Origin of the sequence: Micromonospora sp. NPDC005254 (assembly GCF_042872525.1) — a bacterium.
Classification (GTDB): Bacteria; Actinomycetota; Actinomycetes; order Mycobacteriales; family Micromonosporaceae; genus Micromonospora.
This window is the reverse complement of record NZ_JBIAKM010000007.1, coordinates 212019-234298: the sequence shown is the minus strand read 5'-3', so window position 1 is coordinate 234298 and position 22280 is coordinate 212019. Positions and strand designations below refer to the sequence as shown.

The 22280-nt window shown below is 73.2% G+C and carries 19 protein-coding genes; 8 read left to right on the top strand and 11 right to left on the bottom strand.

Going from position 1 to position 22280, the window contains the following annotated elements:
- Positions 1-15: 15 nt before the first annotated feature.
- Both ACFYPR_RS22435 and ACFYPR_RS22430 read right to left on the bottom strand, forming a co-directional pair.
- Entirely contained in the window at positions 16-1362 is a 1347-nt protein-coding gene (locus ACFYPR_RS22435; RefSeq protein ID WP_355065235.1) for an extracellular solute-binding protein, read from the bottom strand.
- Between the two features lie 19 nt (positions 1363-1381).
- Positions 1382-2512, bottom strand: a complete 1131-nt coding sequence (locus tag ACFYPR_RS22430; RefSeq protein WP_355065233.1) for a LacI family DNA-binding transcriptional regulator — start codon at positions 2510-2512, stop codon at positions 1382-1384.
- A 238-nt stretch (positions 2513-2750) separates the two neighbouring features.
- On the opposite strand from ACFYPR_RS22430, the gene ACFYPR_RS22425 reads away from it, so the two are divergent.
- From ACFYPR_RS22425 to ACFYPR_RS22390, 8 genes are all read left to right on the top strand, one after another.
- The gene (locus tag ACFYPR_RS22425) at positions 2751-4079 is read left to right on the top strand and encodes a Gfo/Idh/MocA family protein (protein WP_387262229.1); all 1329 of its coding nucleotides are present in this window, start codon (positions 2751-2753) and stop codon (positions 4077-4079) included.
- A 23-nt stretch (positions 4080-4102) separates the two neighbouring features.
- Positions 4103-5536: a glucuronate isomerase gene (gene uxaC, locus ACFYPR_RS22420; RefSeq protein ID WP_387262226.1), complete on the top strand. Its 1434-nt coding sequence runs from the start codon at positions 4103-4105 to the stop codon at positions 5534-5536.
- Complete coding sequence (locus ACFYPR_RS22415; RefSeq protein WP_387262224.1) at positions 5533-6837, top strand: enolase C-terminal domain-like protein; 1305 nt, start codon at positions 5533-5535, stop codon at positions 6835-6837. Before uxaC ends, ACFYPR_RS22415 begins: the two co-directional genes overlap by 4 nt.
- Positions 6828-8321 (top strand): mannitol dehydrogenase family protein, encoded by a 1494-nt coding sequence (locus ACFYPR_RS22410; protein WP_387179699.1) that lies wholly within the window; start codon positions 6828-6830, stop codon positions 8319-8321. Before ACFYPR_RS22415 ends, ACFYPR_RS22410 begins: the two co-directional genes overlap by 10 nt.
- A 55-nt stretch (positions 8322-8376) precedes the next feature.
- Positions 8377-9552, top strand: a complete 1176-nt coding sequence (locus ACFYPR_RS22405; protein WP_387262221.1) for a Gfo/Idh/MocA family protein — start codon at positions 8377-8379, stop codon at positions 9550-9552.
- A 213-nt stretch (positions 9553-9765) separates the two neighbouring features.
- Complete coding sequence (locus ACFYPR_RS22400; protein WP_354862302.1) at positions 9766-10098, top strand: hypothetical protein; 333 nt, start codon at positions 9766-9768, stop codon at positions 10096-10098.
- A 112-nt stretch (positions 10099-10210) separates the two neighbouring features.
- Entirely contained in the window at positions 10211-11566 is a 1356-nt protein-coding gene (locus ACFYPR_RS22395) for a polysaccharide lyase family 1 protein (RefSeq protein WP_387262219.1), read from the top strand.
- Positions 11567-11635: 69 nt separating this feature from the next.
- Positions 11636-12358, top strand: coding sequence for an HD domain-containing protein (locus ACFYPR_RS22390; protein ID WP_354862305.1), 723 nt, complete (start codon positions 11636-11638; stop codon positions 12356-12358).
- Between the two features lie 32 nt (positions 12359-12390).
- Here the strand turns inward: ACFYPR_RS22390 and ACFYPR_RS22385 are convergent, their stop codons facing one another.
- From ACFYPR_RS22385 to ACFYPR_RS22345, 9 genes are all read right to left on the bottom strand, one after another.
- Positions 12391-13197 (bottom strand): BTAD domain-containing putative transcriptional regulator, encoded by an 807-nt coding sequence (locus ACFYPR_RS22385; RefSeq protein ID WP_355137404.1) that lies wholly within the window; start codon positions 13195-13197, stop codon positions 12391-12393.
- 138 nt (positions 13198-13335) lie between these two features.
- On the bottom strand, positions 13336-14463 hold the full coding sequence (locus tag ACFYPR_RS22380) for a hypothetical protein (protein ID WP_354862309.1): 1128 nt from the start codon (positions 14461-14463) through the stop codon (positions 13336-13338).
- 13 nt (positions 14464-14476) lie between these two features.
- Positions 14477-16825, bottom strand: coding sequence for a hypothetical protein (locus ACFYPR_RS22375; protein WP_387262216.1), 2349 nt, complete (start codon positions 16823-16825; stop codon positions 14477-14479).
- An 11-nt stretch (positions 16826-16836) separates the two neighbouring features.
- Positions 16837-18273, bottom strand: a complete 1437-nt coding sequence (locus ACFYPR_RS22370; RefSeq protein WP_354862312.1) for a baseplate J/gp47 family protein — start codon at positions 18271-18273, stop codon at positions 16837-16839.
- On the bottom strand, positions 18266-18769 hold the full coding sequence (locus ACFYPR_RS22365) for a hypothetical protein (protein ID WP_355065212.1): 504 nt from the start codon (positions 18767-18769) through the stop codon (positions 18266-18268). The genes ACFYPR_RS22370 and ACFYPR_RS22365 overlap by 8 nt, the downstream gene beginning before the upstream one ends.
- Position 18770: 1 nt before the next feature.
- On the bottom strand, positions 18771-19094 hold the full coding sequence (locus tag ACFYPR_RS22360) for a hypothetical protein (protein WP_387262213.1): 324 nt from the start codon (positions 19092-19094) through the stop codon (positions 18771-18773).
- A 10-nt stretch (positions 19095-19104) separates the two neighbouring features.
- Positions 19105-21132, bottom strand: coding sequence for a hypothetical protein (locus ACFYPR_RS22355; protein ID WP_387262210.1), 2028 nt, complete (start codon positions 21130-21132; stop codon positions 19105-19107).
- The gene (locus tag ACFYPR_RS22350; protein WP_387262207.1) at positions 21129-21779 is read right to left on the bottom strand and encodes a hypothetical protein; all 651 of its coding nucleotides are present in this window, start codon (positions 21777-21779) and stop codon (positions 21129-21131) included. Before ACFYPR_RS22350 ends, ACFYPR_RS22355 begins: the two co-directional genes overlap by 4 nt.
- Positions 21779-22279, bottom strand: a complete 501-nt coding sequence (locus ACFYPR_RS22345) for a hypothetical protein (protein WP_053659787.1) — start codon at positions 22277-22279, stop codon at positions 21779-21781. The genes ACFYPR_RS22350 and ACFYPR_RS22345 overlap by 1 nt, the downstream gene beginning before the upstream one ends.
- Position 22280 lies beyond the last annotated feature (1 nt).

The following is a 22280-nucleotide window of genomic DNA, read 5'->3' as shown; positions in this document are numbered from 1 at the left end:
CGCCTCGTGCGGCGGTCAGGCGATGGCGGACTTGCACGCCTCGACGAACTGGGCGGCGGCCTGCGCGGACGTGGCCCGGCCGTACTGCACGTTCTCGGCGGCCTTGACCAGCTCGGACTTGACCTTGCTGTGTCCCTTGATCGGCACCTGCGGGGACTGGCCGAACTTCTGCGCCAGCTCGGTCTCGACCGCGATGGACTGCTTCATCGCCGGGTCGGTGGTGTCGTCGCTGACCACCCGACGCAGGTCCAGGTTGGACGGCAGACCGCGGTCGGTGCCGAGCAGCTTGACCGCCTCCTGGTCGTTGTTCAGGAAGTTGATCACGTCGACGGCGACGTCCTTGTTCTTGCTGCCCTTGAAGACCGACCAGTACATGGAGGCCCGGGCCCACTGCGCGCTGGGGTCACCGGGATAGGCGACGACCCCCAGCTCGTCCTTGGTGTTCTTCTTCAGGTCGGGCATCTGGTTGGCCCAGACCCAACTGGTGCCGGCCTTGCCGGTGACCACCAGCTGCTTGGTGACGTCGCTGGAGTTGCCCTCGTGGATGACGTCGGGGGTCGGGGTGGCCTTGCGGTCGCGGGCGCCCTTCCACAGGTCGAACCACGCGGTCACGTCCTCGGCCGTGAAGCCCAGCTCGTTGCCCTTGTAGAGGTCCTTGCCCTGCTGGCGCAGCCAGATCCAGTACGCCTTGTAGTCGGCGCTCGGGTCCTGGGTGCCGGGCACCTTGGTCTTGGCGGTGACCTGCTCGGCCCAGGCGATGTGCTGCTCCCAGGTCATCCCGGTGGTGGGCTCGGGCAGGTTGTGCTTGGTCAGCAGGGTCTTGTTGTAGACCAGGCCCTGGGTGTTCTCCCCGGCGGCCACCCCGGCGAGCTTGCCATCGACCACGCCGTACTCCAGCAGGCTCTTGGGGAACTTGGTGACGTCGAGCTTGCCGGAGTCCTGGTAGCTCTTCAGGTCGAGGGTGGTGCTGCGGGCCGCGTACTCGGCGAGGTAGTTGTCGTCGATCTGGAACAGGTCCGGCGGGTTGCCGCCGGCGGTGAGCGTGGCGAGCTTGTCGAAGTAGCCCTGGTTGGCCTGCCAGGTCTTCTCGAAGGTCACGTTCGGGTGCTTCTTCGTGTAGAGGGCCAGGGCGTCCTCGGTCAGCTTGGCGCGGGCGTCGCCGCCCCACCAGAAGATCGAGAGCTTGACCGGGGCGTTCGGGTCGGCGGCGCCGTCGTCGTCTCCGCAGGCGGCAGCGCCGAACATCAGCGGCGCGGCGACGGTCGCGGCGAGCAGGCCGCGCAGGAGTCGCCGACGGGGCACCGGGGTACCGTGATGGCGCCCGACGGGCGTGTCAGTGGTGGGGGGCGTTGCGGGGTGCATGTGCGCTCACTCCTCGGCATTAGGAGGCGACGGCGTCACCGGTGGCCGCGGTCGGGACGCCCGGGCCCGCAGGGCAATGCGGGTCCGGGCCAGGCGGCGCGGCCAGGGGACGTGCCGGTCGGGCGTGCGGGCCCGGGCCGGTCGAGTCGCGGATGACCAGGTCGGTCTGGAGCATTACCTGTGCGGTGGTACGACGGACGCCGAGCGCCGTGCCGGCACCGGGGCTCCGCGCGCCGCGCGGTGACTCGATGTCCTGTTGCAGCAGCATGTCGACGGCCGTCCGGCCAGCGGCCCCGGTGGGTGTGGCCACCGTCGTCAGTTTGGGGCGGGTGAGCCGACTCAGGGCGATGTCGTCGACCCCGACGACGCTCACCTCCTGTGGCACCCGGACCCCGAGCGCGTCCAGCCCCTCGATGAGGCCGATCGCCATCAGGTCGTTGTAGGCGAGCACGGCCGTCACGCCACTGCGCCGCACCTGGTCGGCGACGGCGAGGCCGCCGGTCTCGGTGGGCGCGTTGGGGCCGAGCACGGTCAGCTCCGCGCCGCCGCTCCGGGCGGCCGTGGCGGCGGCGCGGCGCATCTCCCGGTTGGTCCACGAGCTGCGGGGGCCGCCGAGCAACGCGATGCCGCGGTGACCGAGACCGATCAGGTGCTCGATCGCCGCCCGGGCGCCCTGCCCGACGTCCATCAGCACGCAGGGCAGGCCGGTCACCTGGCGGTTCACCACCACCAACGGCACCTCCCGGCTGAGCTGCTCGATCAGGCTGTTGCTCATCCGTGGGCTGCACAGCAGCACCCCGTCGACCTGCTTGGCGAGCGCGTGGACCAACTCCTCCTCGGCGGTCGGGTCCTCGTTGGTGTCGGCCACGAAGACGTGGTAGTCGCGATGGCGGGCCTGGCTCTCCGCCGCCTTGATCAGCGGCGGGAAGAACGGGTTCGCGATGTCCGCGATGATCAGGCCGATGTTGTGCGTCCGCCCGGTGATCAGGGCCCGGGCGGCGCGGTTCGGCCGGTAGCCCAGGTCTTCCGCGCAGGCGAGCACCCGGACCCGGGTCTCCGGGTTGACCAGGTGCGGGGCGGAGAAGGTGCGGGACACGGTGGAGATGTGCACCCCGGAGGCGCGGGCGACGTCCCGGATGGTGACTGGCACGGCGGGCCCTTCGTCCGATGTGGCGACGGTCACGTGGGTGCCGCCAATTAATGCAAACGGTTGCGCCAGTGTCAACGGTCAATGGTTACGGTTCTGTTGCGTCGACGCTCCCCGTGGTGACCTACAACGCCGCAAACACTGACATTTATCGCCGATTGCGCCGCTGGCGTTGACGCGATCGCATCGATCGTGGTTACTTCACTGCAAACCTTTGCAGGGATCACCTGGGGGCGACCACATGTCACCGAGATCCGACGGGCGAGTCCGGTACGCCGTCGTGGGCACCGGCGCACGGGCCGAGATGTTCGTGCGGGCCCTGGTGCTCGACCACGCCGACACCACCGAGCTGGTCGCCTTCACCGACGTGAACCAGGCCCGGATGGACGCGCACAACCGCTGGCTCGCCGAGCTGGGCCACCGCCCGGCGCCGACGTACCCGGCCGGTGAGTTCCGGGCCATGCTGGACAAAGAGCGGGTCGACGTCGTGCTGGTGACCAGTGTGGACGTCACCCACGACGAGTACGTGGTGGCCGCGCTGCGCGCCGGCCGGGACGTGGTCACCGAGAAGCCGATGACCGTCGACGCCGCGCGCTGCCGACGCATCCTGGACGCGGTGACCGAGACCGGCGGCCGGGTGACGGTCGCCTTCAACTACCGCTACAACCCGCTGCACGAGCAGGTCCGCCGCCTGCTCGCCGACGGCGCGGTCGGTGAGATCGGCTCGGTGCACTTCGAGTGGCTGCTCGACGTTCGGCACGGCGCCGACTACTTCCGGCGCTGGCACCGCGACAAGGCCACCTCCGGCGGGCTGATGGTGCACAAGGCCAGCCACCACTTCGACCTGGTCAACTGGTGGCTGGGGGCCACCCCGGTCGAGGTTTACGCCGCCGGCCGCCTGTTCTTCTACGGCGAAGACGGTCGCCGGCACGGCTACGCCCGCGACTACGAGCGGGCGTACGGCTCCCCCGCCGCCGTCGACGACCCGTTCGCGCTGCGGCTGGACGCCCACCCCCGGCTGCGCGAGCTGTACCTCGACGCCGAGGCCGAGGACGGCTACCAGCGCGACCGCAACGTGTTCGCCCCGGGCGTGAGCATCGAGGACGACATGGCCGTGCTCGCCCGCTACTCCACCGGCGCCACGATGACCTACCACCTCACGGCGTACGCCCCCTGGGAGGGCTACCGGGTGATGGTCAACGGCAGCCGGGGGCGCCTCGAACTGGAGGTGACCGAGAACGACTTCGTCGACCGAAGCACCGCGGGCGCGGTCAAGGGCGCCGCGCTGCACGGCGTCGAGGCGCCGGCCGAAGGGGGCGGCGCGACGCTCACCCTGCGCCCGTTCTGGGAACCGCCCCGGCAGATCCCCGTCGAGGGTCGTACCCGACACGGGCACGGCGGCGCGGACGCCCGGATGACCGCGGTGCTCCTCGGCGGCCAGCCCGATCCGCTGGGCCGCGCCGCGACGGCCGACGACGGCGCGCTGGCCCTGCTCACCGGCCTGGCCGCCAACCGGTCCTTCGAGACCGGGCAACCGGTCCGGGTCGCCGATCTGCTCACCCCCCGCTGACCACCGACGAGGAGCCCAGCCCCGTGCCGACGTCCGACCACACCGACCTGCTCCTGCCCTCCGAGCCCGGGCAGCGCGCGATCGCCCGGGAGCTGTACGCCCTCGCGGCGCAGCAGCCGATCATCTCGCCGCACGGGCACGTCGACCCGGCCCTGCTCGCGCAGGACCAGCCCTTTCCAGACCCGGCGCGGCTGCTCATCGTGCCCGACCACTACCTGACGAGGATGCTGCTCAGTCAGGGCGTCCCCCCGTCGGACCTGGGCGTGCCGACCCGCGACGGAAGCCCGGTGGAGACCGACGGGCGGGTGATCTGGCGGCGCTTCGCCGCGCACTGGCACCTGTTCCGGGGAACCCCGTCGCGGCTCTGGCTGGAGCAGACCTTCCGCACCGTGTTCGGGGTGCACACACCGCTGCGCCCAGCCACCGCCGACACCGTCTACGACGAGATCGCGGCCCGGCTCGCCGAGCCGGAATTCCGGCCCCGGGCGCTGTTCGAGCGGTTCGGAATCGAGGTGCTCGCGACCACCGAGTCGCCGCTGGACGACCTCGCGCAGCACGCCAAGCTCGCCGCCGACGGGTGGGGCGGGCCGGGCGGCCGGGTGGTCACCACGTTCCGCCCGGACGACGTGGTGGACATGGAGTACGAGGGCTGGGCGTCCAACGTGGCGCGCCTCGGCGCGCTGACCGGCGAGGACACCGGCACGTACACCGGTTATCTGGCCGCGCTGCGGGCCCGGCGGGCGGCGTTCATCGCGGCCGGGGCGACCTCGTCGGACCACGGCCACCCCACCGCCCGCACCCTGGACCTGACCCCGGCCGAGGCCGCCCGGCTGTACGACCGGGGCCTGTGCGGCACGGCCGACGCGGCCGACGCGGAGGCGTTCCGGGCGCACATGCTCATGGAGTTCGCCCGGATGTCGCTCGACGACGGCCTGGTCATGCAGCTGCACCCCGGCGCGGTGCGCAACCACAACCGCTGGCTGTACGACCGGCACGGCCGCGACGTGGGCGGCGACGTGCCGCAGGCCACCGAGTACGTGCACGCGCTCGCGCCGCTGCTGGAGCGCCACGGCAACGACCCCCGGCTGCGGGTGGTGCTCTACACGCTCGACGAGGACACCTTCACCCGTGAGCTCGCGCCCCTCGCCGGCGGCTACGCCGCGCTGCTGCTCGGCGCGCCCTGGTGGTTCCTCGACTCCCCCGAGGTGCTGCGCCGGTTCCGGGAGACGGTCACCGAGAGTGCCGGCTTCTACAACACCACCGGGTTCGTCGACGACACCCGGGCGTTCTGCTCCATCCCGGTACGCCACGACGTGGCCCGCCGGGTCGACGCCGGCTTCCTGGCCCGGTTGGTCGCCGAGCAGCGGCTGCCGCTGGACGAGGCGGCTGAGACGATCGTCGACCTGGCGTACCGGCTGCCCAAGCGGGTCTTCAACTTCGGAGGGGTCGACCAGTGAGTGTCACCATCACGTCCGTCGAGGTGCACGACGTGCGGTTCCCGACCGCCGCGCGGGGCGACGGGTCCGACGCGATCAACCGGGGCGACTACTCGGCGACGTACGTCGAGCTGGGCACCGACGCCGGGGCGGTCGGCGCGGGGTTCACCTTCACCAACGGCCGGGGAAACGAGATCACCTGCGCGGCGGTGCGGGCGCTGGCCCACCACGTCGAGGGTCGGACGGTCGAGGAGATCGCGGCCGAGCCCGTGGCGTTCTGGCGCTCGCTCAGCGCCGACGTGCAGTTGCGCTGGCTGGGGCCGGAGAAGGGCGTCATCCACATGGCGACCGGCGCGCTTGTCAACGCCGTGTGGGACCTGCGGGCCAGGATCGCCGGCAAGCCGATGTGGCGGTTCCTCGCCGAACTGCCGACTGACGAGCTGGTCGCCAGCGTCGACTTCAAGCACATCACCGACGCGCTCACCCCGGACGACGCGGCGGCCATCCTCGACAAGGGACGCGACGGCCTGGCCGACCGACTGAGCACGCTCGAACGTGACGGTTTTCCTTCGTACACCACCTCGGTCGGTTGGCTCGGCTACCCCGACGACAAGGTGCGGGCGTTGACCCGGCAGGCGTACGACGACGGGTGGCGGGCGATGAAGATGAAGGTGGGCGGCCCGCTCGCCGACGACCTGCGCCGGGCCCGGATCATCCGCTCCGAGATCGGCCCGGACGCGCTGCTGATGATGGACGCCAACCAGGTGTGGGACGTCGACGAGGCGATCCCGGCGATGACCGCCCTCGCGGAGGTGGACCCGTACTGGATCGAGGAGCCGACCCACGCCGACGACATCCTCGGTCACGCCCGGATCGCGCGCGCCGTCGACGAGCTGACCGGCGGGCGGTGCCGGGTGGCCACCGGCGAGGTCGCCGCCAACCGGGTGATCTTCAAGCAGCTGCTCCAGGCCGAGGCGATCGGCGTGATGCAGATCGACGCGTGCCGGGTCGGCGGCGTCAACGAGGTCCTGGCCGAGCTGCTGCTGGCGGCGAAGTTCGGGGTGCCGGTCTGCCCGCACGCCGGCGGCGTCGGCCTCTGCGAGTACGTCCAGCACCTGGCGATCTTCGACTACCTGCGGGTGGGCGCCGCCCTGGACGGTCGGATGATCGAGTACGTCGACCACCTGCACGAGCACTTCGTCGACCCGGTACGCACCCGCGGCGGCCGCTACCTGCTGCCCGACCGGCCCGGCTACAGCGCCACCATGAACCCGTCGTCGATCGCCGAGTTCCGCTTCCCGGACGGTCCGGCATGGCGGTGACCGTCGGCGCGTCCCGCCTCGGCCTGGGGGTGCTGCGCCACCTGCCCGTCGAGTCCCGTCCCCTCATCCGGCCGGGCACCGTGCCGACGGGCGTCGTACACCTGGGGTTGGGTGCGTTCCACCGGGCGCACCAGGCCGTCTACACCGAGGCGGCGGTCGGCGCGGCCGGCGGCGACTGGGGCATCATGGCCGTCGCCCCGCGCAGCACCGCCCTGGTCGAGGCGCTCACCGCCCAGGACAACCTGTTCAGCGTCAGCGCCCTCTCCGCCGCCGGCACCACCACCCGGGTGGTGGGCGCGCTCAGCGGCGTACGGCATGCTCCCAGCGACCCGGGCGCCGTGGTGGCGTTGCTCGCCGACCCGGCGGTCCGCGTCGTGACGCTCACCGTCACCGAGAAGGCGTACCACCTCGATCCGGTGACCGGTCGACTGTCCCCGGACGCCGCGCTCGCCGCGGACCTCGCCGGTCATCAGGCGCCGACGACCGTGCCGGGGCTGCTGCTGCGCGGGCTGGCCGCCCGCGCCGCCGCCGACGCCGGGCCGCTGGCGCTGGTGAGCTGCGACAACCTGCCGGCCAACGGCCGGCGGCTGCGCGGTCTGGTCGACCAGGCGGTCGAGCGGGCCGCCGGGGTGCCCGCCGGGCTGGTCGACTGGGTGGTCGCCAACGTGACCTGCCCCGGGACCATGGTGGACCGCATCGTGCCGGCCAGCACCCCGGAGACCATCGACGCGGCCCGCCGGGCGCTCGGCGTGACCGACCTGGCCGCGGTGGCCGCCGAGCCGTACGCGCAGTGGGTGATCGAGGACGACTTCCCCGGCGGGCGGCCGGGCTGGGAGCACGCCGGGGCGGTGCTCACCGGAGACGCCGGGCCGTGGGAGCGGTTGAAGCTGCGCACCCTCAACGGCGTGCACTCGGCCGTGGCGTACCTCGGCGCGCTGGCCGGCCGGGAGACCATCGCCGACGCCCTCGAGATCCCGCACCTGACCGACGTGCTGCGCCGGCTGATCGCCGAGGACGTCGCGGCCAGCTTCACGCCGCCGGACGGGGTGCGCGTGGTCGACTACGGCGAGCAGGTCCTCGCCCGGTTCGCCAACCCGGCGATCCGGCACCGCACCCTGCAGGTCGCGGTGGACGGCTCGCAGAAGTTGCCGCAGCGCATCCTGCACACCATCGCCGACCTGCGCGCGGCCGGCCGGTCCGCGCGCTGGGGCGCGCTGGTCGTGGCGTCCTGGTTGCGCTTCGCCCTGGGGTACGCCGACGACGGCGGACCGTTGCCGTTGCAGGACCCCCTCGCGGGGCCGATCCGGTCCGCCCTGGACGCCGGAGCGCGGAGCCCGGCCGGCGCGGTGGACGCCGTCTTCGCGCTGCGCGAGGTCATCCCGGCCGAGGTGGCCGACGACGACGAGGTACGCGCCGAGGTGACCGCCTGGCTCACCGCGCTCGGACGACACGGCGTCGAGGCGACCCTGGCCGGTGCCCGGTGAGCGGTGCCGCGTGGGCCGGTGCCCCGGGGGCCTCGGCAGTCCTGGCCGGCGTCTCGTGAACGGGTCGGCGCCGCCGCCGACGGTGGCGGTGATCGGGGCGAACGGGCACGGCCACTGGCACCGGCGGGTGATCGCGCCACTGCACGCCGGCGGCCGGCTGCGGCTGGTCGCCCTGGTCGACGTTCAACCGGTGCGCGACGAGCGGGAGGCGCCGGTGCCGCCCGGGGTCGGGGTGTTCACCGACCACCGGGCGATGCTCGCCGCCACCCGACCGGAGGTGGTGGTGATCTGCACCCCGCCGCACACGCACCTGCCGATCGCCCGCGACGCCCTCGCGGCCGGCGCGGACCTGCTGCTGGAGAAGCCCCCGGTGCTGTCGCTAACCGAGCACGACCAGCTGACCGACGCCATGGCGGCGACCGGCCGGGTGGCCCAGGTCGGTTTCCAGGCGCTCGGTTCGGCGGCGCTGACCGCGCTGACCGACGCGCTGGCCGCCGGCCGCCTCGGCGCGGTCACCGGCATCGCGACCGTCGCGGCGTGGCAACGGCCGGACGCCTACTACGCCCGCTCCCCGTGGGCCGGCCGCCGGAGCGTGGACGGCCGACCGGTGCTGGACGGCGCGCTGGCCAACCCGCTCGCGCACGCGGTGATGCAGTGCCTGGCCGTCGCCGAGACGCTCGGCGGGGCACCACCGTGGCCGGTCGCCATCGAGGTGGAGCGCTACCGGGTGCGGCCGATCGAGGTGGAGGACACGGCGGTGCTGCGGGTGCGGTTCCGCGCCGGTCCACCGGTGCTGGCGGCGGTCACCCTGGCATCCGAGGAGTTCGTGGCGGGCGAGGTGGTGGTGACCGGCACGACGGGACAGGCCGTGCTGGAGTACCCGACGGACCGGTTGCGCCTGCCCGGTGACGTGGTGACCCGCCGCGTCCCCGGTCGACGGGGCCTGCTGGAGAACCTGCTCGCCCACCGCGCCGACCCGGCCGGGGTGCCGCTGATCGCCCCGCTGACCCGTACCGCGCCGTTCACCGCCCTGCTGGACGCGTTGCGGGCCGCGCCCGAGCCCCAACTGCTCGGCGGAGAGTTGGTCGACGTGGTGGGCGACGGTGACGAGCGGGTGTTGCGGATCCGTGGCGTGGTCGAGGTACTGCGTCGGGCGGCCGAGCAGGGCGCGCTGCCCAGCGAGCAGGGCGTGCCGTGGGCCGTGCCGGCGTACCGCGCGGACCTGGCGTAGTGGTGTCGCCCCGCGGTGGCGAGGGTGCTCCGGTTGTCCTTTGCTCTGCTTCAACCGAGGCAACACTTTTGCCCCGCAGGTGTTGCCTGGATTGAAGCAGAGCAAAGGAGGCGACGGGTCGGTGCCCGCCCCTCCTCCGACACTCGGGGCAGGCGGCCGACGTCTAAAGAGGCGGCCCTCGGAGCGACTGTCCGTGCGATAACGTGCGTCCACATGGGAACAGTTGACCTGGCCCTGGCCGTCGCGGTCGGCGTGGCCAACCTGGCCGTCGCCGCCGTGCTGCTCGCCAGGAGCCGCGGTGGCACCGTGGCACCCCGGATCCTCGGCCGCCCGCAGCCGCTCCCCCGCCTGCGGGCCGCGATGCACGCCTGCCTGGGGCTGGGGCTGGGGGTCGGCTGGCTCGTCAAGGACATCTTCCCGCCCCACTCCACGGGCGACGCGGTGCTGTTCATCGTCATCAGGGTCCTGCTGGTGGCTGCTCTCGTCACCGCCCTGCTGGTCGCCTTCCGGCACGTTCGACCCGCGCGGGATGAGACCGCCCACTAGCGGCCGGCACCACTGCAACATTTCTGCAAACAATTTATATTGACCGATACAAAACCGCGAACCTACCGTTCCTGGTGAATGCCGAAACCACCACCAGCGAATGGGAAAATCAATGCGCGCACCCCTCGTCGGGGCGACGGTGATCGCCGTCCTGGTCGGTGCCACACCTGCCGCCGCCGCTCCCCGCCCCGACACTTCCGCCGCCGATCGGCTCTCCTGGTCGGCCCGTCACCTCGGTCGGCAGGCCCTGCCGGAGCGGGACGGCTGGGCGGCCGAGGGCGTCGGCACCACAGGCGGTTCGGCGGCGCCGCCGGAGCGGACCCGGGTGGTCCGCAGCAGGGCCGAACTGGTCGCCGCCCTCGGTGGCGACAACGCCGCCAACGCCACCGACGCCACGCCGAAGCTGATCTACGTGGCGGGCGCGGTCGACGGCTTCGAGGGGCCCGACAGCACAACACTGAGCTGTGCCGACCTGGCCGACCCGGCGTACCGGCTGGACGCCTACCTGGCCGCGTACGACCCGGCGGTCTGGGGTCGGGTGGCACCGGCCGGGCCGCTGGAGGAGGCCCGGGTGCGCTCGGTGGCCAACCAGACCCGCCAGACCCAGATCAACGTCGGCCCCAACACCACAATCGTCGGCCTGCGCGGCGCGCGACTGACCGGTCTCACCCTCATGATCGACCGGGCGTCCAACGTCATCGTGCGCAACCTGACCTTCGTCGACGCCCGGGACTGCTTCCCCGCGTGGTCGCCCACCGACGGCGACACCGGCAACTGGAACAGCCAGTACGACCAGATCTCGGTACGCCGCAGCGAGCACGTGTGGGTCGACCACAACACGTTCACCGACGGCGACAACCCGGACAGCGCCCAGCCCGTCTACTTCGGCCGGCCGTACCAGGTGCACGACGGGTCGCTGGACGTCACGCACACCGCCAGCGGAGTCACCGCCTCATGGAACCGCTTCACCGGACGGGACAAGCTGATGCTGATCGGCTCGTCCAACACGGTCGGCCCGGACGTGGGTCGGCTGAAGGTCACCCTGCACCACAACCTCTTCGACGGCGTCCTGCAACGGCTACCGCGGGTGCGGTTCGGTCAGGTCGACGTCTACAACAACCTGTACCGGCTGGGCGGCGACGGCTTCCAGTACGCCATGGGCGTCGGTGTGCAGTCGGCGATCTACGCGCAGAACAACTTCTTCGCCCTCGACGCGGGCGTGGACCCGGCCGACCTGCTCTACGACTGGGGCGGCACCGCGCTCACCGAGTGCGGCTCCTGGGTGCGCCAGGGCGCCGGCCCGGCCCGGCCGGTCGACCTGCTCACGGCGTACAACGCGGCGCACGACCCCGACCTGGGCGCCGACGCCGGTTGGACACCCACCCTGCGCCGCGACCCGGTCCTGCCGGCGCCGCTGCTCCCGCTCCTGGTGGGCCCGCTCGCCGGGGCCGATCGGCTGCCGCTGTGACGACTCGCCATGGTCGGGTCGGCGACGTACCGGGCCATCGATGGGGGGAAGATCGGCTATAAGTGACGCATGGACTTCCCGCCGCACCTGGGCAGCATGCCGATGCACGCGATCACCGAGATCCACGGCGAACCGGGCCTGCTGGAGCGCTTCCGGCTGGAGGTCGAGCGCTTCGACGACGGCGAACGCGCCCGCCTGTCCGCCGCGCTCGACCTCGCCGCCGAGCTGCACCGCGACGACCGGCGGGTCCGCGAGCCGTACCTCAACCACCTGCTGCGGGTCGCCATCCGGCTCATGCACCACTACCAGGTCCGCGACGTCGACGTGATCGTCGCGGGTCTGCTGCACGACGCGGTGGAGGACCACCCGGCCGAGCTGGCCGACGGCGGCGGCGACCCGAGGGCCGCGGCGCTGGCCGCGCTCGCCGCGCGGTTCGGGCCGCGGGTGGCCACCCTGGTCGCCGCGGTCACCAATCCGATGTACGACCCGCAGCGCGACCGCAACGAGCAGTACCGGGAGCACCTGGCGGTCAGCCTGGACCGGGAACCCTGGGCGCGGGTGATCAAGGTGTCGGACTTCACCGACAACGGAGTCGGGGTGATCCACACCGTCGGGCCGAAGGTCGTCTCGTCGGCCCGGAAGTACCGGCCGCTGGTGCCGCTCTTCCGGGACCTGATCGGTCGTGCGGACACCCCGCTCTCGCCTGCGGTGAAGGCCCACATCTTCGGCCAGCTCGACCTTGCCGAGGAGCGGTTCAGCGCCATCCTGGACCGGCCGGCCCACTCGCACTGAGCTGAGCTGAGCCGGGACGCGCGCCTGCCGGGTCAGGCCTGCGTACCGCCGCCGAGACCCGACGCGGGCACGAACCTGTCCCGGCGCAGGCCCTCGCGCACCAGGTGCTCCAGCCAGGAGGTCGGGGCGACACCCAACTCCCGGCCCAGGTCGGCGCGGAACAGCTCCAGCCGGCGTACCGCCTCGTTGATGTTGCGTTCGGCCAGGTGCACGGCGATCAGCACGCGGGTGGCGCTCTCCCGCAACGGTTCCAACTGCACGGCGGTCAACGCCACCTGCACCGCCTCGCTGAAGCGTCCCTGCGCGGTCAGCCGTTCGGCCAACGCCTCCAGCGCGTACAGCTGGGTCTGGCGCAGCCGCTCCCGCTCGGTCAGCACCCAGTCGTCGTACCAGCCGGGCAGCAGCTCGCCCGTCGCCAGCGCCGGCACCCCCGCGCCGACACCCGCCGGCGCCCCGCCGGCCAGCAGCGCCGCGGACGCCGCGCCGAGCGTGGCGACGTCGCTGGTCACACCGGCGGCGAGGGCCAGTCGGTCGTCCTCCTCGACGAGGGGCTCGGGGGTGACCCGGTGCAGCCGCCAGAGCATGGTGCGCAGGTTGGCGCGGGCCCGCTCCTCGTGCGAGCCGGGCCAGAGGGTGCCGGCAGCCTCCCAGCGGGCGCACCGCTGGCGTACGCCGAGGTAGGCGAGCAGCCGGCGCGCGCCCTGCGGCACCACGACGGACCGGCCGTCGCGTTCCAGCCCGAAGCCGCCGAGCAGACGCAGCGTGTACCGGGTTGGTCGCGCCACGCCGGCCTCCTGCGCCCCGGAGCGGACGTCCTGCGTCACCTCGTGAACTGCCATCCCTGCGCCCTTCGCACCCGATCACCGGTGTGGGAGTTCCACGCTCGGGTGTGGACGGTCCGCACGCCAGCGCAGTGTCGTCACACCGACCCGGCGAACGGCGGGGATCAGCCGTTCGCCGGAGCGATGACCGGCCGTTCAGCGCAGCTTGCTCAGCGTCCGGGCGTAGCCGGTCCACTCGGCGGCGTCGCCGACGTCGGCGCGTACCCCGGCCTCCTTCATGATGCCGAGCACCCGCTCGGCCGGCGCCTCGGCCAGCTTGCCGAGCGTGCTGATCCCGGCGCGGGTCAGCGCCGCGCGGGCCTTGGTGGGCACCCCGGCGAGCATGGCGATGTCGGCGTCGGCGACGTTCTCCAGTTCCGCGTCGATACCGAGCGCGGCGGAGACCGCCGACTGGGCGCCCGCCGTGGTCCGGACGATTGCCGCCTCCCGTTCGCTGACCTCGACGACCATCGCGTCCACGCTCGGGTAGCTGCTGTCCGCCGGCAGCACCTTGAGCACGTCGCGGATCGTCCGGCCGTCGGCCACCTGGTCCTCACCGAAGGTACGGATGAACTCCACCACCTTCACCTCGCGCGGGAAGCGCTGCCGCACGTCGGCGTTCTCGACGGCGTACCGGTCGAGGTAGGCGGCGCCCCGGACCTTCGGGCCGGCGACCACGTCCACGCCGAGGGTCTCGACGGCGGGCAGCACGATCGTGCCGGCCTTGGTCTGCCAGATGCTGACCTTCTTGTCCATGAACATCGTGGTGCCCATGTACCGGCCGAAGTCGAGCGTGCCGATGTAGTTGGGGATCTGCTCGAGCTGGTACGGGCCGGGGCTGACCTTCGTCTCGTGCACCGTGGAGTGCAGCCGGTTGATCTCGGCGCGGATCTCGTCGAGCAGCCGGCGCAGGCTCACCCGCATCGCCGCCATGCAGGAGAACGCCTTGGCCAGGTCGGTGCCGAGGTGGTCCAGGTCGTGCTCGATGCGGTGGAACCGCTCGTTGAAGCCCTGCTCGCCGGTCGTCTGCCCGGCCTGCACGACGTCCTCGCCGTCGACCCAGTCGGTGTGGGCGAAGGTGCGGGCGAACGGTGGTGGCGCGCAGCCCGGCTCCACCGCCGGGAACGGCTCGGCGTAGCTGAACACCCGCTTCGCGGTGCCCACGTTCTCGTAGATCCAGGAGGAGACCAGCACGCTGGCGTCCGACTGCGGGATGCCGTGTTCGGTGAACATCCGGTAGAGCTCGGTGACGGTCACCCCGTCGTAGTTGATCTCGCTCGCCATGATGATGTCCCTCTCAGAGCTGGTCGTACACGCCGCGGTGCCGGCGCTGCTGGAAGGTGCGGAAGGTCCGGGCCACCGCCGGGCGCAGCGGCTCGGCGTCGCCGTCGGCGTCGAGGTCGACGTGGTCACGCCGGATGCCGAAGGTGTTGATCTCCACGCCGAGCGGGCAGACCCGCGTCAGGGTGTTCATCAGCCGCTCGTACTGGGCCAGGGTCAACGCCACCCCGTCGGGCAGCTCCACCCGGAACTCGTACGGGTCGGTCAGCCCGGTCCGCACGTAGGACAGCGCCACCACGGCGACCAGCCCGGCGTGGGTGGGGCGCAGCGTGGTCCGCGCGCCGACCGCCTTGATGTCCGCGGTGCCGCCGCCGAGCCCCACGGTGTACCAGCGGAAGCCGGTGGCCCGCCGCTCGGCCAGGTTGAGCCCGGCCTGGGGCAGCCCGATCACGCTGCACACCAGCAGCACCCGGTTGCCGGTGTCGACAAGCGGCAGCGCGGCGGCGAGATGCTGGTCGCGGAGCAGGCCGACCAGCCGGGCCAGCCGGTCGGCGGCGGCCGGCTGCCCGGCGATCAGCGCGGACGCCAGCGCCGCCGGCAGCTCGATGGTCTCCACCAGCTCGTCGGGGAGCCGGTTCAGCGCGGCCACCACGGGCGCCGGGTCGCGTACCGCGGGCAGGCCGGCGGCGGCCAGGACCGCATCGACCGGCTGCCCGGCCGGCCGGGTCGGTACGCCCGCCCACCGGGTCCGGGCCGCCGCGTCGGTCATCGGCGTCCACGCCGGCTCCCCCGCGCCCGTCCACGCCGTCGCCGCGGCGGCCAGGCCGGCCAGCAGCAGCGCGTTGCCACCCGGGTCGCCGGGCGCGTGGAACTGCGCCTCGACGGCCACGTCGGCGCCGACCGTGGCGGCCGTCGGCGCGGTCACCGCCAGCCCACGGGTGGGCAGGTGCGACAGGTACATCCTGGTGGTGCTGATCCGGTGCGTGGTCTGCACCCCGCACACCCGCCACAGCCAGGCCACCTCGCCGTCGGCCGCCACCGTGGGCACACCGGCGGCGCGGGCGGCGGCGATCAGGGCCTCGGCGGTCCGGTCGCCGGTGACCGCGCGACCGGTGTTCAGCACCCGGTTGCGCAGGTCGGTGGCCTGCGCGGGGGTCGGCCAGCTCACGTCCACGCCGAGACCCAGCTCGTAGCGGCTGCCACCGGCGTCGTCCTGGGCCCGGGTCACCTGCCACACCAGGGTCGAGCCGAGCGCCCGGCAGACCCGCCCGGCCCGGTCCAGCGCGGTGGCCAGCGGCGGCGCGATGGCGTGCGCGCTGTCGAAGGCGTACGACTGCCGCAGGCTGGCGCGCAGCGCCGTGACCTCGGTCAGCCGGCCGGACGGCAGCGCCCGAGCGGCGTGCGTGGTGTTGTTCGGCGGGGTGTTGGCGGGCAGCACCAGGCGGTCGCGGCGCAATTGGGCGAGGAAGTTGGTGCGGTGCTGCGGATCACCGGCGGCGACCAGCCGGATCGCCACTGCGAACCGGTCGTCCTCCTCGCGCAGCGTGAACCGGGCGCCGCCGGGCAGGTCGGCGAAGAGCCCCGCGTTCGGGTCGGTGTCCGCGCCGGGGCCGTTGAGCAGCCGGCGTATCGCGCCCGGAGTGGGCAGCAGGAACCGCCGGTAGAGCCCCAACCGGTGGGCGTACGCGGCGTCCGCCTCGCGGGCCGGCGGCGCCAGCCGGCGGGCGTACACGTCGCCGCTGGCCGGCTCGTGCACCAGCTCGTCGACGAACCGGGCCACCCCGACGTCCGCGCCGATCCGGTCCAGCGCGTCACGTCGGGCGTGCGCGAGGGTCCGGTAGGCGTGCACCTCCCGCGCCGTGCGGCGCAGCCGGTGCTTCTCGTACGACACCAGGTAGAGCAGCCGGCCCAGGTTGCCCTCCACGACGGCCAGCTCGACCAGGGCGGTGAGCGCCGCACCGGTGACCGCCGTGGCGGCCGCCCCGTCGACGGCCCGCTCGGCCGTCACAGCGACGGAAAACGGCGCTACCAGCGGCTCGTCGGCGGTGTCCGGCGCGTACGCCGGCACCGACGCTCCCGCGGCGGACCAGGGCGCGAAGACCACCGGCGGCAGCACCCGCTCGTCCCCGCCGCCGCCGGGGTTGACGGTGACGCTCACCCGGACGGTCTCCTCGACCAGGTCGCGACGCAGCACGACGGTGAGCAGGGGGTGCCGACTGGTCCAGTCCACCGCGGCGGCGCCGGTGGTGGCGAGCGGCACGACGACCCGGCGGACGGTCCCCGGGTAGGGGCCCTCCAACTGGTCGACGAGGTTGCGTTCGACGGACGGATCGGCGCCGTCCACCGGCACCCGGATGTCGGTCATCGCGCCCCCGCTCAGACGATCCGGAACGGCCGGGGATCGTCCCGGTCGACGTAGACGGGCACCTGGTTGGCGGCGAGCACCGCGTTGTCGCCGACCGGCAGCCGCTGCACCCCGTCGCCGGTGGGCGCGCTGCCGGTCACCACCACCGCCGAGTCGGCCGGGAACCGCACGAGGCGCAGCCCGCGTACGTCGGCGACGCCCGGCTCGTTCATCAGCGTCCAGATCACCTCGGCGGCCCGGACCGGCTCACCGAAGGGCAGCTCGTCGACGTAGCGGCGCAGCCGCGCGTGCAGCCGGGCGCGCAGCTCGGTGGCGGCGGTGGACGCGTTCACCGTCTCCTTCGAACCGGTGGGCAGCGGCAGGCCACGGATCACCAGGTCCGCCTCGACGCCGATGCCGACCTCGTCGGCCCGGTCCACCGAGGCGAAGATGCCCACCGGGCGCAGGTCCTCGATGACGGACTCGACGGCGGCGTGCAGCCCGTCCGGCCCGTCCCAGATGGCGGCGGCGGTCGGCGCGACGAGCACCGTGACGTAGTACGGGTTACCCAGGTCGCGTTCGGTGCTGAACACCCGCTCGATGAAGTTGAAGTTGCCAAAGATCGACTGGTTGAGGTCCAACCCGCCCCGGCCGTCGAAGACCTGCACCTGACGTACGCCGGGCACGGTGGCCACGGCCAGGCCGATCGCCTCGGCCGTCCAGATCGAGCGGGGCGCGGCCAGCAGCAGTTGCCGGTAGCGGGCGTCGGAGACCTGCTGTTCACCCCCGGTCAGCGCGACGGTGTGGGTGATCTCGACCAGCTCCTTGCCGGCCGCCTGCTCGGCGTCGTCGAGGTCGGCCAGCAGGGTGTCGGCCCGGTTCCAGCGGTCGATCTTCTGGTTGGCCTGCGTCGGGTCGAGGTTGTGCGCCGGGCCGGGATAGAAGGCGGCGACGGCCGGTTCGCGCTCGCCGACGGCGGCGGAGAGCACCACTGTCTCGTCCAGGGCCACGTGGTGCCCGCCGGGGGTGGACAGCCGGGCGCCCCGGGGCAGCGTGAGTGGGGTGTGGCCGGCGGGCAGCGCAGCCTTCAGCTTCAGTTTCACCGTGCCCCGCGCGGGCAGGTACGGCCGGGCGATGCCGAGTTCCTCGCCGAGGCGGGTCAGCGCGTCGGCGGTCGCCGACACGACGAAGGAGTTGTCGTAGACCGCGCCGAGCGCCGCCCACAGTCGGGCGTCCTCCAGGGCGGCCAGTTCGAGGACCTTGCGCAGCACCGCGCCGCTGGTCAGGTCGACGTCCTCGCCGAAGAGCAGCCGGGCGGTGGCCAGCTTCTCGGCGAGCAGGCGGGCGAAGGACTTGGGCACGAAGCCGGTCTCGACGATGCCGAAGCCGGTCGAGCCGGTGGCCCGCAGCGCGGCGGCGTCGACGGCGAGGACATCGGCCAGCTCGGCCGGGAGGGTCGGGTCAGACACTGGGCAGCTCCCCGAGGCGCACCGAGAGCCGGTCGTCGGTGATGGTTTCGAACTGGACCTGCACCTGCAGGGTGCGCGACGAGCGCAGGGCGGTCGCCGCCGCGTCGTCGGCACTTCCCGCGCCGAGTCGGCCGTCGTCGAGGTTCACGTCGACGATCTTGCGGACCCGGGGATCGCGGTCGAGCAGCGTGATGATGCCGATGCGGACCTGCTCGCGGATGAGATTCGGCTCGATCTGCTCGGCGAGGGCGTTGAGCCCGTCGAAGCCGAAGGTGGCGTCGAAGACGTTCGAGCCGCGCAGCGTGGTCAGCGCCACCGCGAGGCTCTGCGCCACGTTGCCGGTGCCCTCGACGAGGGCCAGCGCCCGGCCGTTCGGGCCGTCGTCGAAGACGATGTCCCGGGCCAGGTCCACCCCGGGCATGGTGGGTTCGAAGGCGAGGCCCCAGCCGAGGTAGCGGCGCTGGGCGGCCTGCCGTTCGCGCTCGGTGCGGTCCATCTCAGACCGCCTTCAGTTTGCTCTGCCCGGCGGTGGCCGCGAGGCCGGAGGTGCTGCCGTTGGTGGCGCCGCTGAGGGTGTCCAGCGCCACCCCGGCGCCCCCGACGTGCAGCTTCTGCGCGGCCCCGGACGCCGACACGACGTTCTTGCACTGCACGGTGGAGCTGCTGTCGGTGATCCCGCACCCGCTCACCGACTTGCCGGTGATGCCGTCCGGGCGGACGACCGGGGCGCCGGCCACCGTCAGCTTGGCCTGTCCGGCCGGGGTGACCGTGCCCTGGCTGGGGCAGTGCACGTTGCTCGACGTGGTGAGCACGAATGCCATGTCGTTCTCCTCAGTGGACGTTCATCGCGTTGTCGACCTGGACGTCGACGTCGTCGGCGGCGATGCTCACCGTGCCGCCGCTGATGTTCACCGCGCCGTTGCCGGCGTCCAGGTCGATCCGGGTGGCGGTGATGGTGATCGAGCCGTCCTGCTTCATGACGATCGACGAGCCGCCTGCGGCGTGCTCGATGGTGATGCTGTCGGCCTCGTCGGCGCGTTGCGGGCGCTGCCCCCGCCCCTGCAGCTGGTCCCGGCCCACCCGCACGGTCAGCTCGCCCAGCTCGATGACGCGGTTGCCGTCGCCGTCGGTGAGGTCGTGCGTGACCTTGCCGTCGTGGTCGGCGGGCACCACCGTGTCGCCGATCGACGAGCGGCTGTTCGTGGCCACCCCGACCGGCAGCGACAGCCACCAGTCCCCCGGCTGCGACACCGGGGCGTGTCCGGTGGGCCAGAGCGCGCCCACCTCCACCGGGTCGTCGGGGGCGCCGTTGCGGTAGGCCAGCGCCACCCGGGTGCCCGGATAGCGGGGCAGGATGAGCCCGCAACCGCCCCAGGCGAACGGGGTCAGGTAGGTCACCCCGGGCAGCGGCGCGGGCTGTTCCCGGCGTACCGGCAGACGGCGGGCGGCGTTGGGCCGGCCGTCCGAGCGGACCAGGCCCTCCCACACCGTCTCGGTCTGCGCGGGCGGCTCGACCGCGCCGCTGGCGTTGGTGGCGGCGGCGCGTACCTCGCCGATCTCCAGGCCACGCGTCTCGCCCCGGGCCGCGCGGGCCGCGCGACGCACCGCCTCGGCGGCGGCCACACCGGGCGACGACGCCGGGCCGGCCGGCTCGGCGGCGGCCACACCGGACGCGTCGCTCCAGGTGTCCCACGCCTGGGCGCCCGAGGCGACCTCGACGCCCTGCACCACAGTGACGAACCCGGCGGTACGCGACAGGGTGTGCCGGGCGGCGCTGAGGTAGAGCAGCTTCGCCCCCGCGCCCAGCTCGCCTGTCGACGGGGCGAACGGGGCGGCGAACGAGCCGAGCAGCGCCGCGCCGACACTGCCCAGCGTGGTGGCCTCGTCGGTCGCCGGCGGATCGAAGCGCACCAGGTCACCGGGCTTCAGGTCGGGGCGGCCCTTGAGGGTCAGCGTCCACGCCCTGCGCCGCGGTGCGGCCGTGCCGCCGGTCTCGGTGGCCGCGTACGGGTCGGTGTCCTGGGTGCCGTTCTCGGTGCACTCCAGCAGGCCGGTGGCGAGGGTGAGCGGTTTCGGCTCCCCCTCCGGGTACGGGATCGGCCGCTTCCCGACGTGCACGGTGCCGTCGCGGATCAGCAGCATCCCCCGCCCGTACGCGTTGAGCGACTGCTGCAATGCGCCGCCGATGCGCTCCAGGGCGGCGCGGTAGAGCAGCCCGCCCCCGAAGGCGACCCGCTCGTCGCCGGCCGCCTCGGTGGCGCCCCGGGTCATCGTGCCGTCCGGGTTGGCGCCCCACCCGGTCACGTCGACCCGGGTCCGCTCGCCGATGGCCCGGATCGCGGCGGTGAAGGTGGCCGCCTCGAACCGTTCGGCGACCCGCTGCCCGAGGCGGGCGTACGCCTGCTCGACGAGGGTCAGCTCGGTGTCGTACGTCCGCTCCCCGGTGAGCCGGCGCACCTTCGTCACCCGCAGCACGGCGACCAGCGCCTGGGTCAGCTCGGCCGGGGTCGGGCCGGCGTTGACGCCGACCAGGTTGGTGAAGAACGCGCCGACGGAGGTGTTGGCGTCGCGCCAGTACAGGTGCAGTTTCGCCACCAGCGGCGGCTGCCCCTCGGCGGTACGCAGCGCGGCGAAGTGCTCGTCGATCAGGCCCTGCACGGTGATCGTGTACGCGCCGGGGCCTAGCCCTTCCGGCAGCGCGGCGTCGATGGCCGCGTAGTAGTCGGCGCTGGACAGGGTGAGCGCGACGTCGGGGCTGAGCCCGGTCGGGGTCTCCCGGTGAAACGTCAGGGTCCAGCCGGCGTCGTTGCCGACCGCGCCCTGGCGCACCTGGCCGGTCTGGAACGGCGTGAGCGTCACCGCAGCACCCTCCGCATCTTCTTGTCGAGCAGGTAGCGGTAGCGCAGCCTGCCGGGGCCCAGCTCGGATTCGACGCGCTGCGCGGGTGGGCGGCGACGCCAGACGAACTCGTTGATAGGCGGCGGCCCGAAGGTGTCGACCGCGCGGTCGGCGGGTCGCCACGCCACCGTCAGGGTGGAGCCGTAGTCGCCGGAGCCGCGTACGGTCCCGGCGTGCAGCAGCCAGGCGAGCACCACCACCTCGACGGCGACCGGGGTGGTCCCGGCGGGGTCGACGGGTGTGCCGGCGTCGGGGCAGACCCGGCGCAGGCCGGCGGCGAGCGGCACCGAGCCGAGGATCCGGGTGCCCTGGCGGACGACCAGGCGCAGCGGCACGCGACCGACCAGGGCCGGCGCCCGGGGCGTGGCGGGCGGCGCGGGTCGGGGCGTCAGGTCGTCGGCGGAGCTGCTCACCACGGCGAGGGGGTCGGTGTTCAGCCACTGCCGGGCCAGCCCGGTGGGCAGGATCAGCACCGCGTGCACGCCGGCGCCCAGCTCGACGCGGTGCGGCAGGCCGGCGGTGAGGCCCTGCCGGACCTCGGTGAACCCGGGGGGCACCTCGATGGGCGTCTCCGGCAGCAGGTAGCGGTCGATCGGGAACGGTGGCATCAGTTGCCCAACCCGTCGGCGAGCGCGCCGACTCCGATGCTGGCCACGTCGAGCAGCTTGCCGAGCAGGCTGGGACGGGGCACGTGGACGAGGGTGATGGTGGTGTCCAGGACGTCGCGGCGGGCGGCCGAGGCGTTGAAGGTCAGTGACTGCACCTGCATGTCGGTGCGGATGGTCATCGAGGTGACGAGGATGAGCCCGCCGAACTTCCCCCCGGAGTACGCCGCGAGGGCGGTGCCCCGCTTGCTCGCCTCGGCCATCGTCTCCAGGGCGAACTTCCAGGCGTAGCGTTCCGCGCCGACGAGCACCCCGGTCAGGGTGATGGTGTCGTCGTGGGTGGCCACGATGGCCTTGTGCGCGGTGGAACCGATCGGCGGCAGGTGGTAGGTCTGGGCGAGGGAGATGGCGGTGACCGCCCAGAGCGGGATCGGCAGCACCCCGTCGCTGATGATCGCCGACGGGACCGTGCCGTAGCGCATGAAGCTGCTGGTGATGGCCATG

Excerpts from the sequence above, each read along its gene's own strand:
- ACFYPR_RS22435 (WP_355065235.1), bottom strand. The coding sequence starts at position 1,362 with ATGCACCCCGCAACGCCCCCCACCACTGACACGCCCGTCGGGCGCCAT.
- ACFYPR_RS22425 (WP_387262229.1), top strand. The coding sequence starts at position 2,751 with ATGTCACCGAGATCCGACGGGCGAGTCCGGTACGCCGTCGTGGGCACC.
- ACFYPR_RS22410 (WP_387179699.1), top strand. The coding sequence starts at position 6,828 with ATGGCGGTGACCGTCGGCGCGTCCCGCCTCGGCCTGGGGGTGCTGCGC.
- ACFYPR_RS22400 (WP_354862302.1), top strand. The coding sequence starts at position 9,766 with ATGGGAACAGTTGACCTGGCCCTGGCCGTCGCGGTCGGCGTGGCCAAC.
- ACFYPR_RS22395 (WP_387262219.1), top strand. The coding sequence starts at position 10,211 with ATGCGCGCACCCCTCGTCGGGGCGACGGTGATCGCCGTCCTGGTCGGT.
- ACFYPR_RS22390 (WP_354862305.1), top strand. The coding sequence starts at position 11,636 with ATGGACTTCCCGCCGCACCTGGGCAGCATGCCGATGCACGCGATCACC.
- ACFYPR_RS22385 (WP_355137404.1), bottom strand. The coding sequence starts at position 13,197 with ATGGCAGTTCACGAGGTGACGCAGGACGTCCGCTCCGGGGCGCAGGAG.
- ACFYPR_RS22380 (WP_354862309.1), bottom strand. The coding sequence starts at position 14,463 with ATGGCGAGCGAGATCAACTACGACGGGGTGACCGTCACCGAGCTCTAC.
- ACFYPR_RS22375 (WP_387262216.1), bottom strand. The coding sequence starts at position 16,825 with ATGACCGACATCCGGGTGCCGGTGGACGGCGCCGATCCGTCCGTCGAA.
- ACFYPR_RS22365 (WP_355065212.1), bottom strand. The coding sequence starts at position 18,769 with ATGGACCGCACCGAGCGCGAACGGCAGGCCGCCCAGCGCCGCTACCTC.
- ACFYPR_RS22360 (WP_387262213.1), bottom strand. The coding sequence starts at position 19,094 with ATGGCATTCGTGCTCACCACGTCGAGCAACGTGCACTGCCCCAGCCAG.
- ACFYPR_RS22350 (WP_387262207.1), bottom strand. The coding sequence starts at position 21,779 with ATGCCACCGTTCCCGATCGACCGCTACCTGCTGCCGGAGACGCCCATC.
- ACFYPR_RS22345 (WP_053659787.1), bottom strand. The coding sequence starts at position 22,279 with ATGGCCATCACCAGCAGCTTCATGCGCTACGGCACGGTCCCGTCGGCG.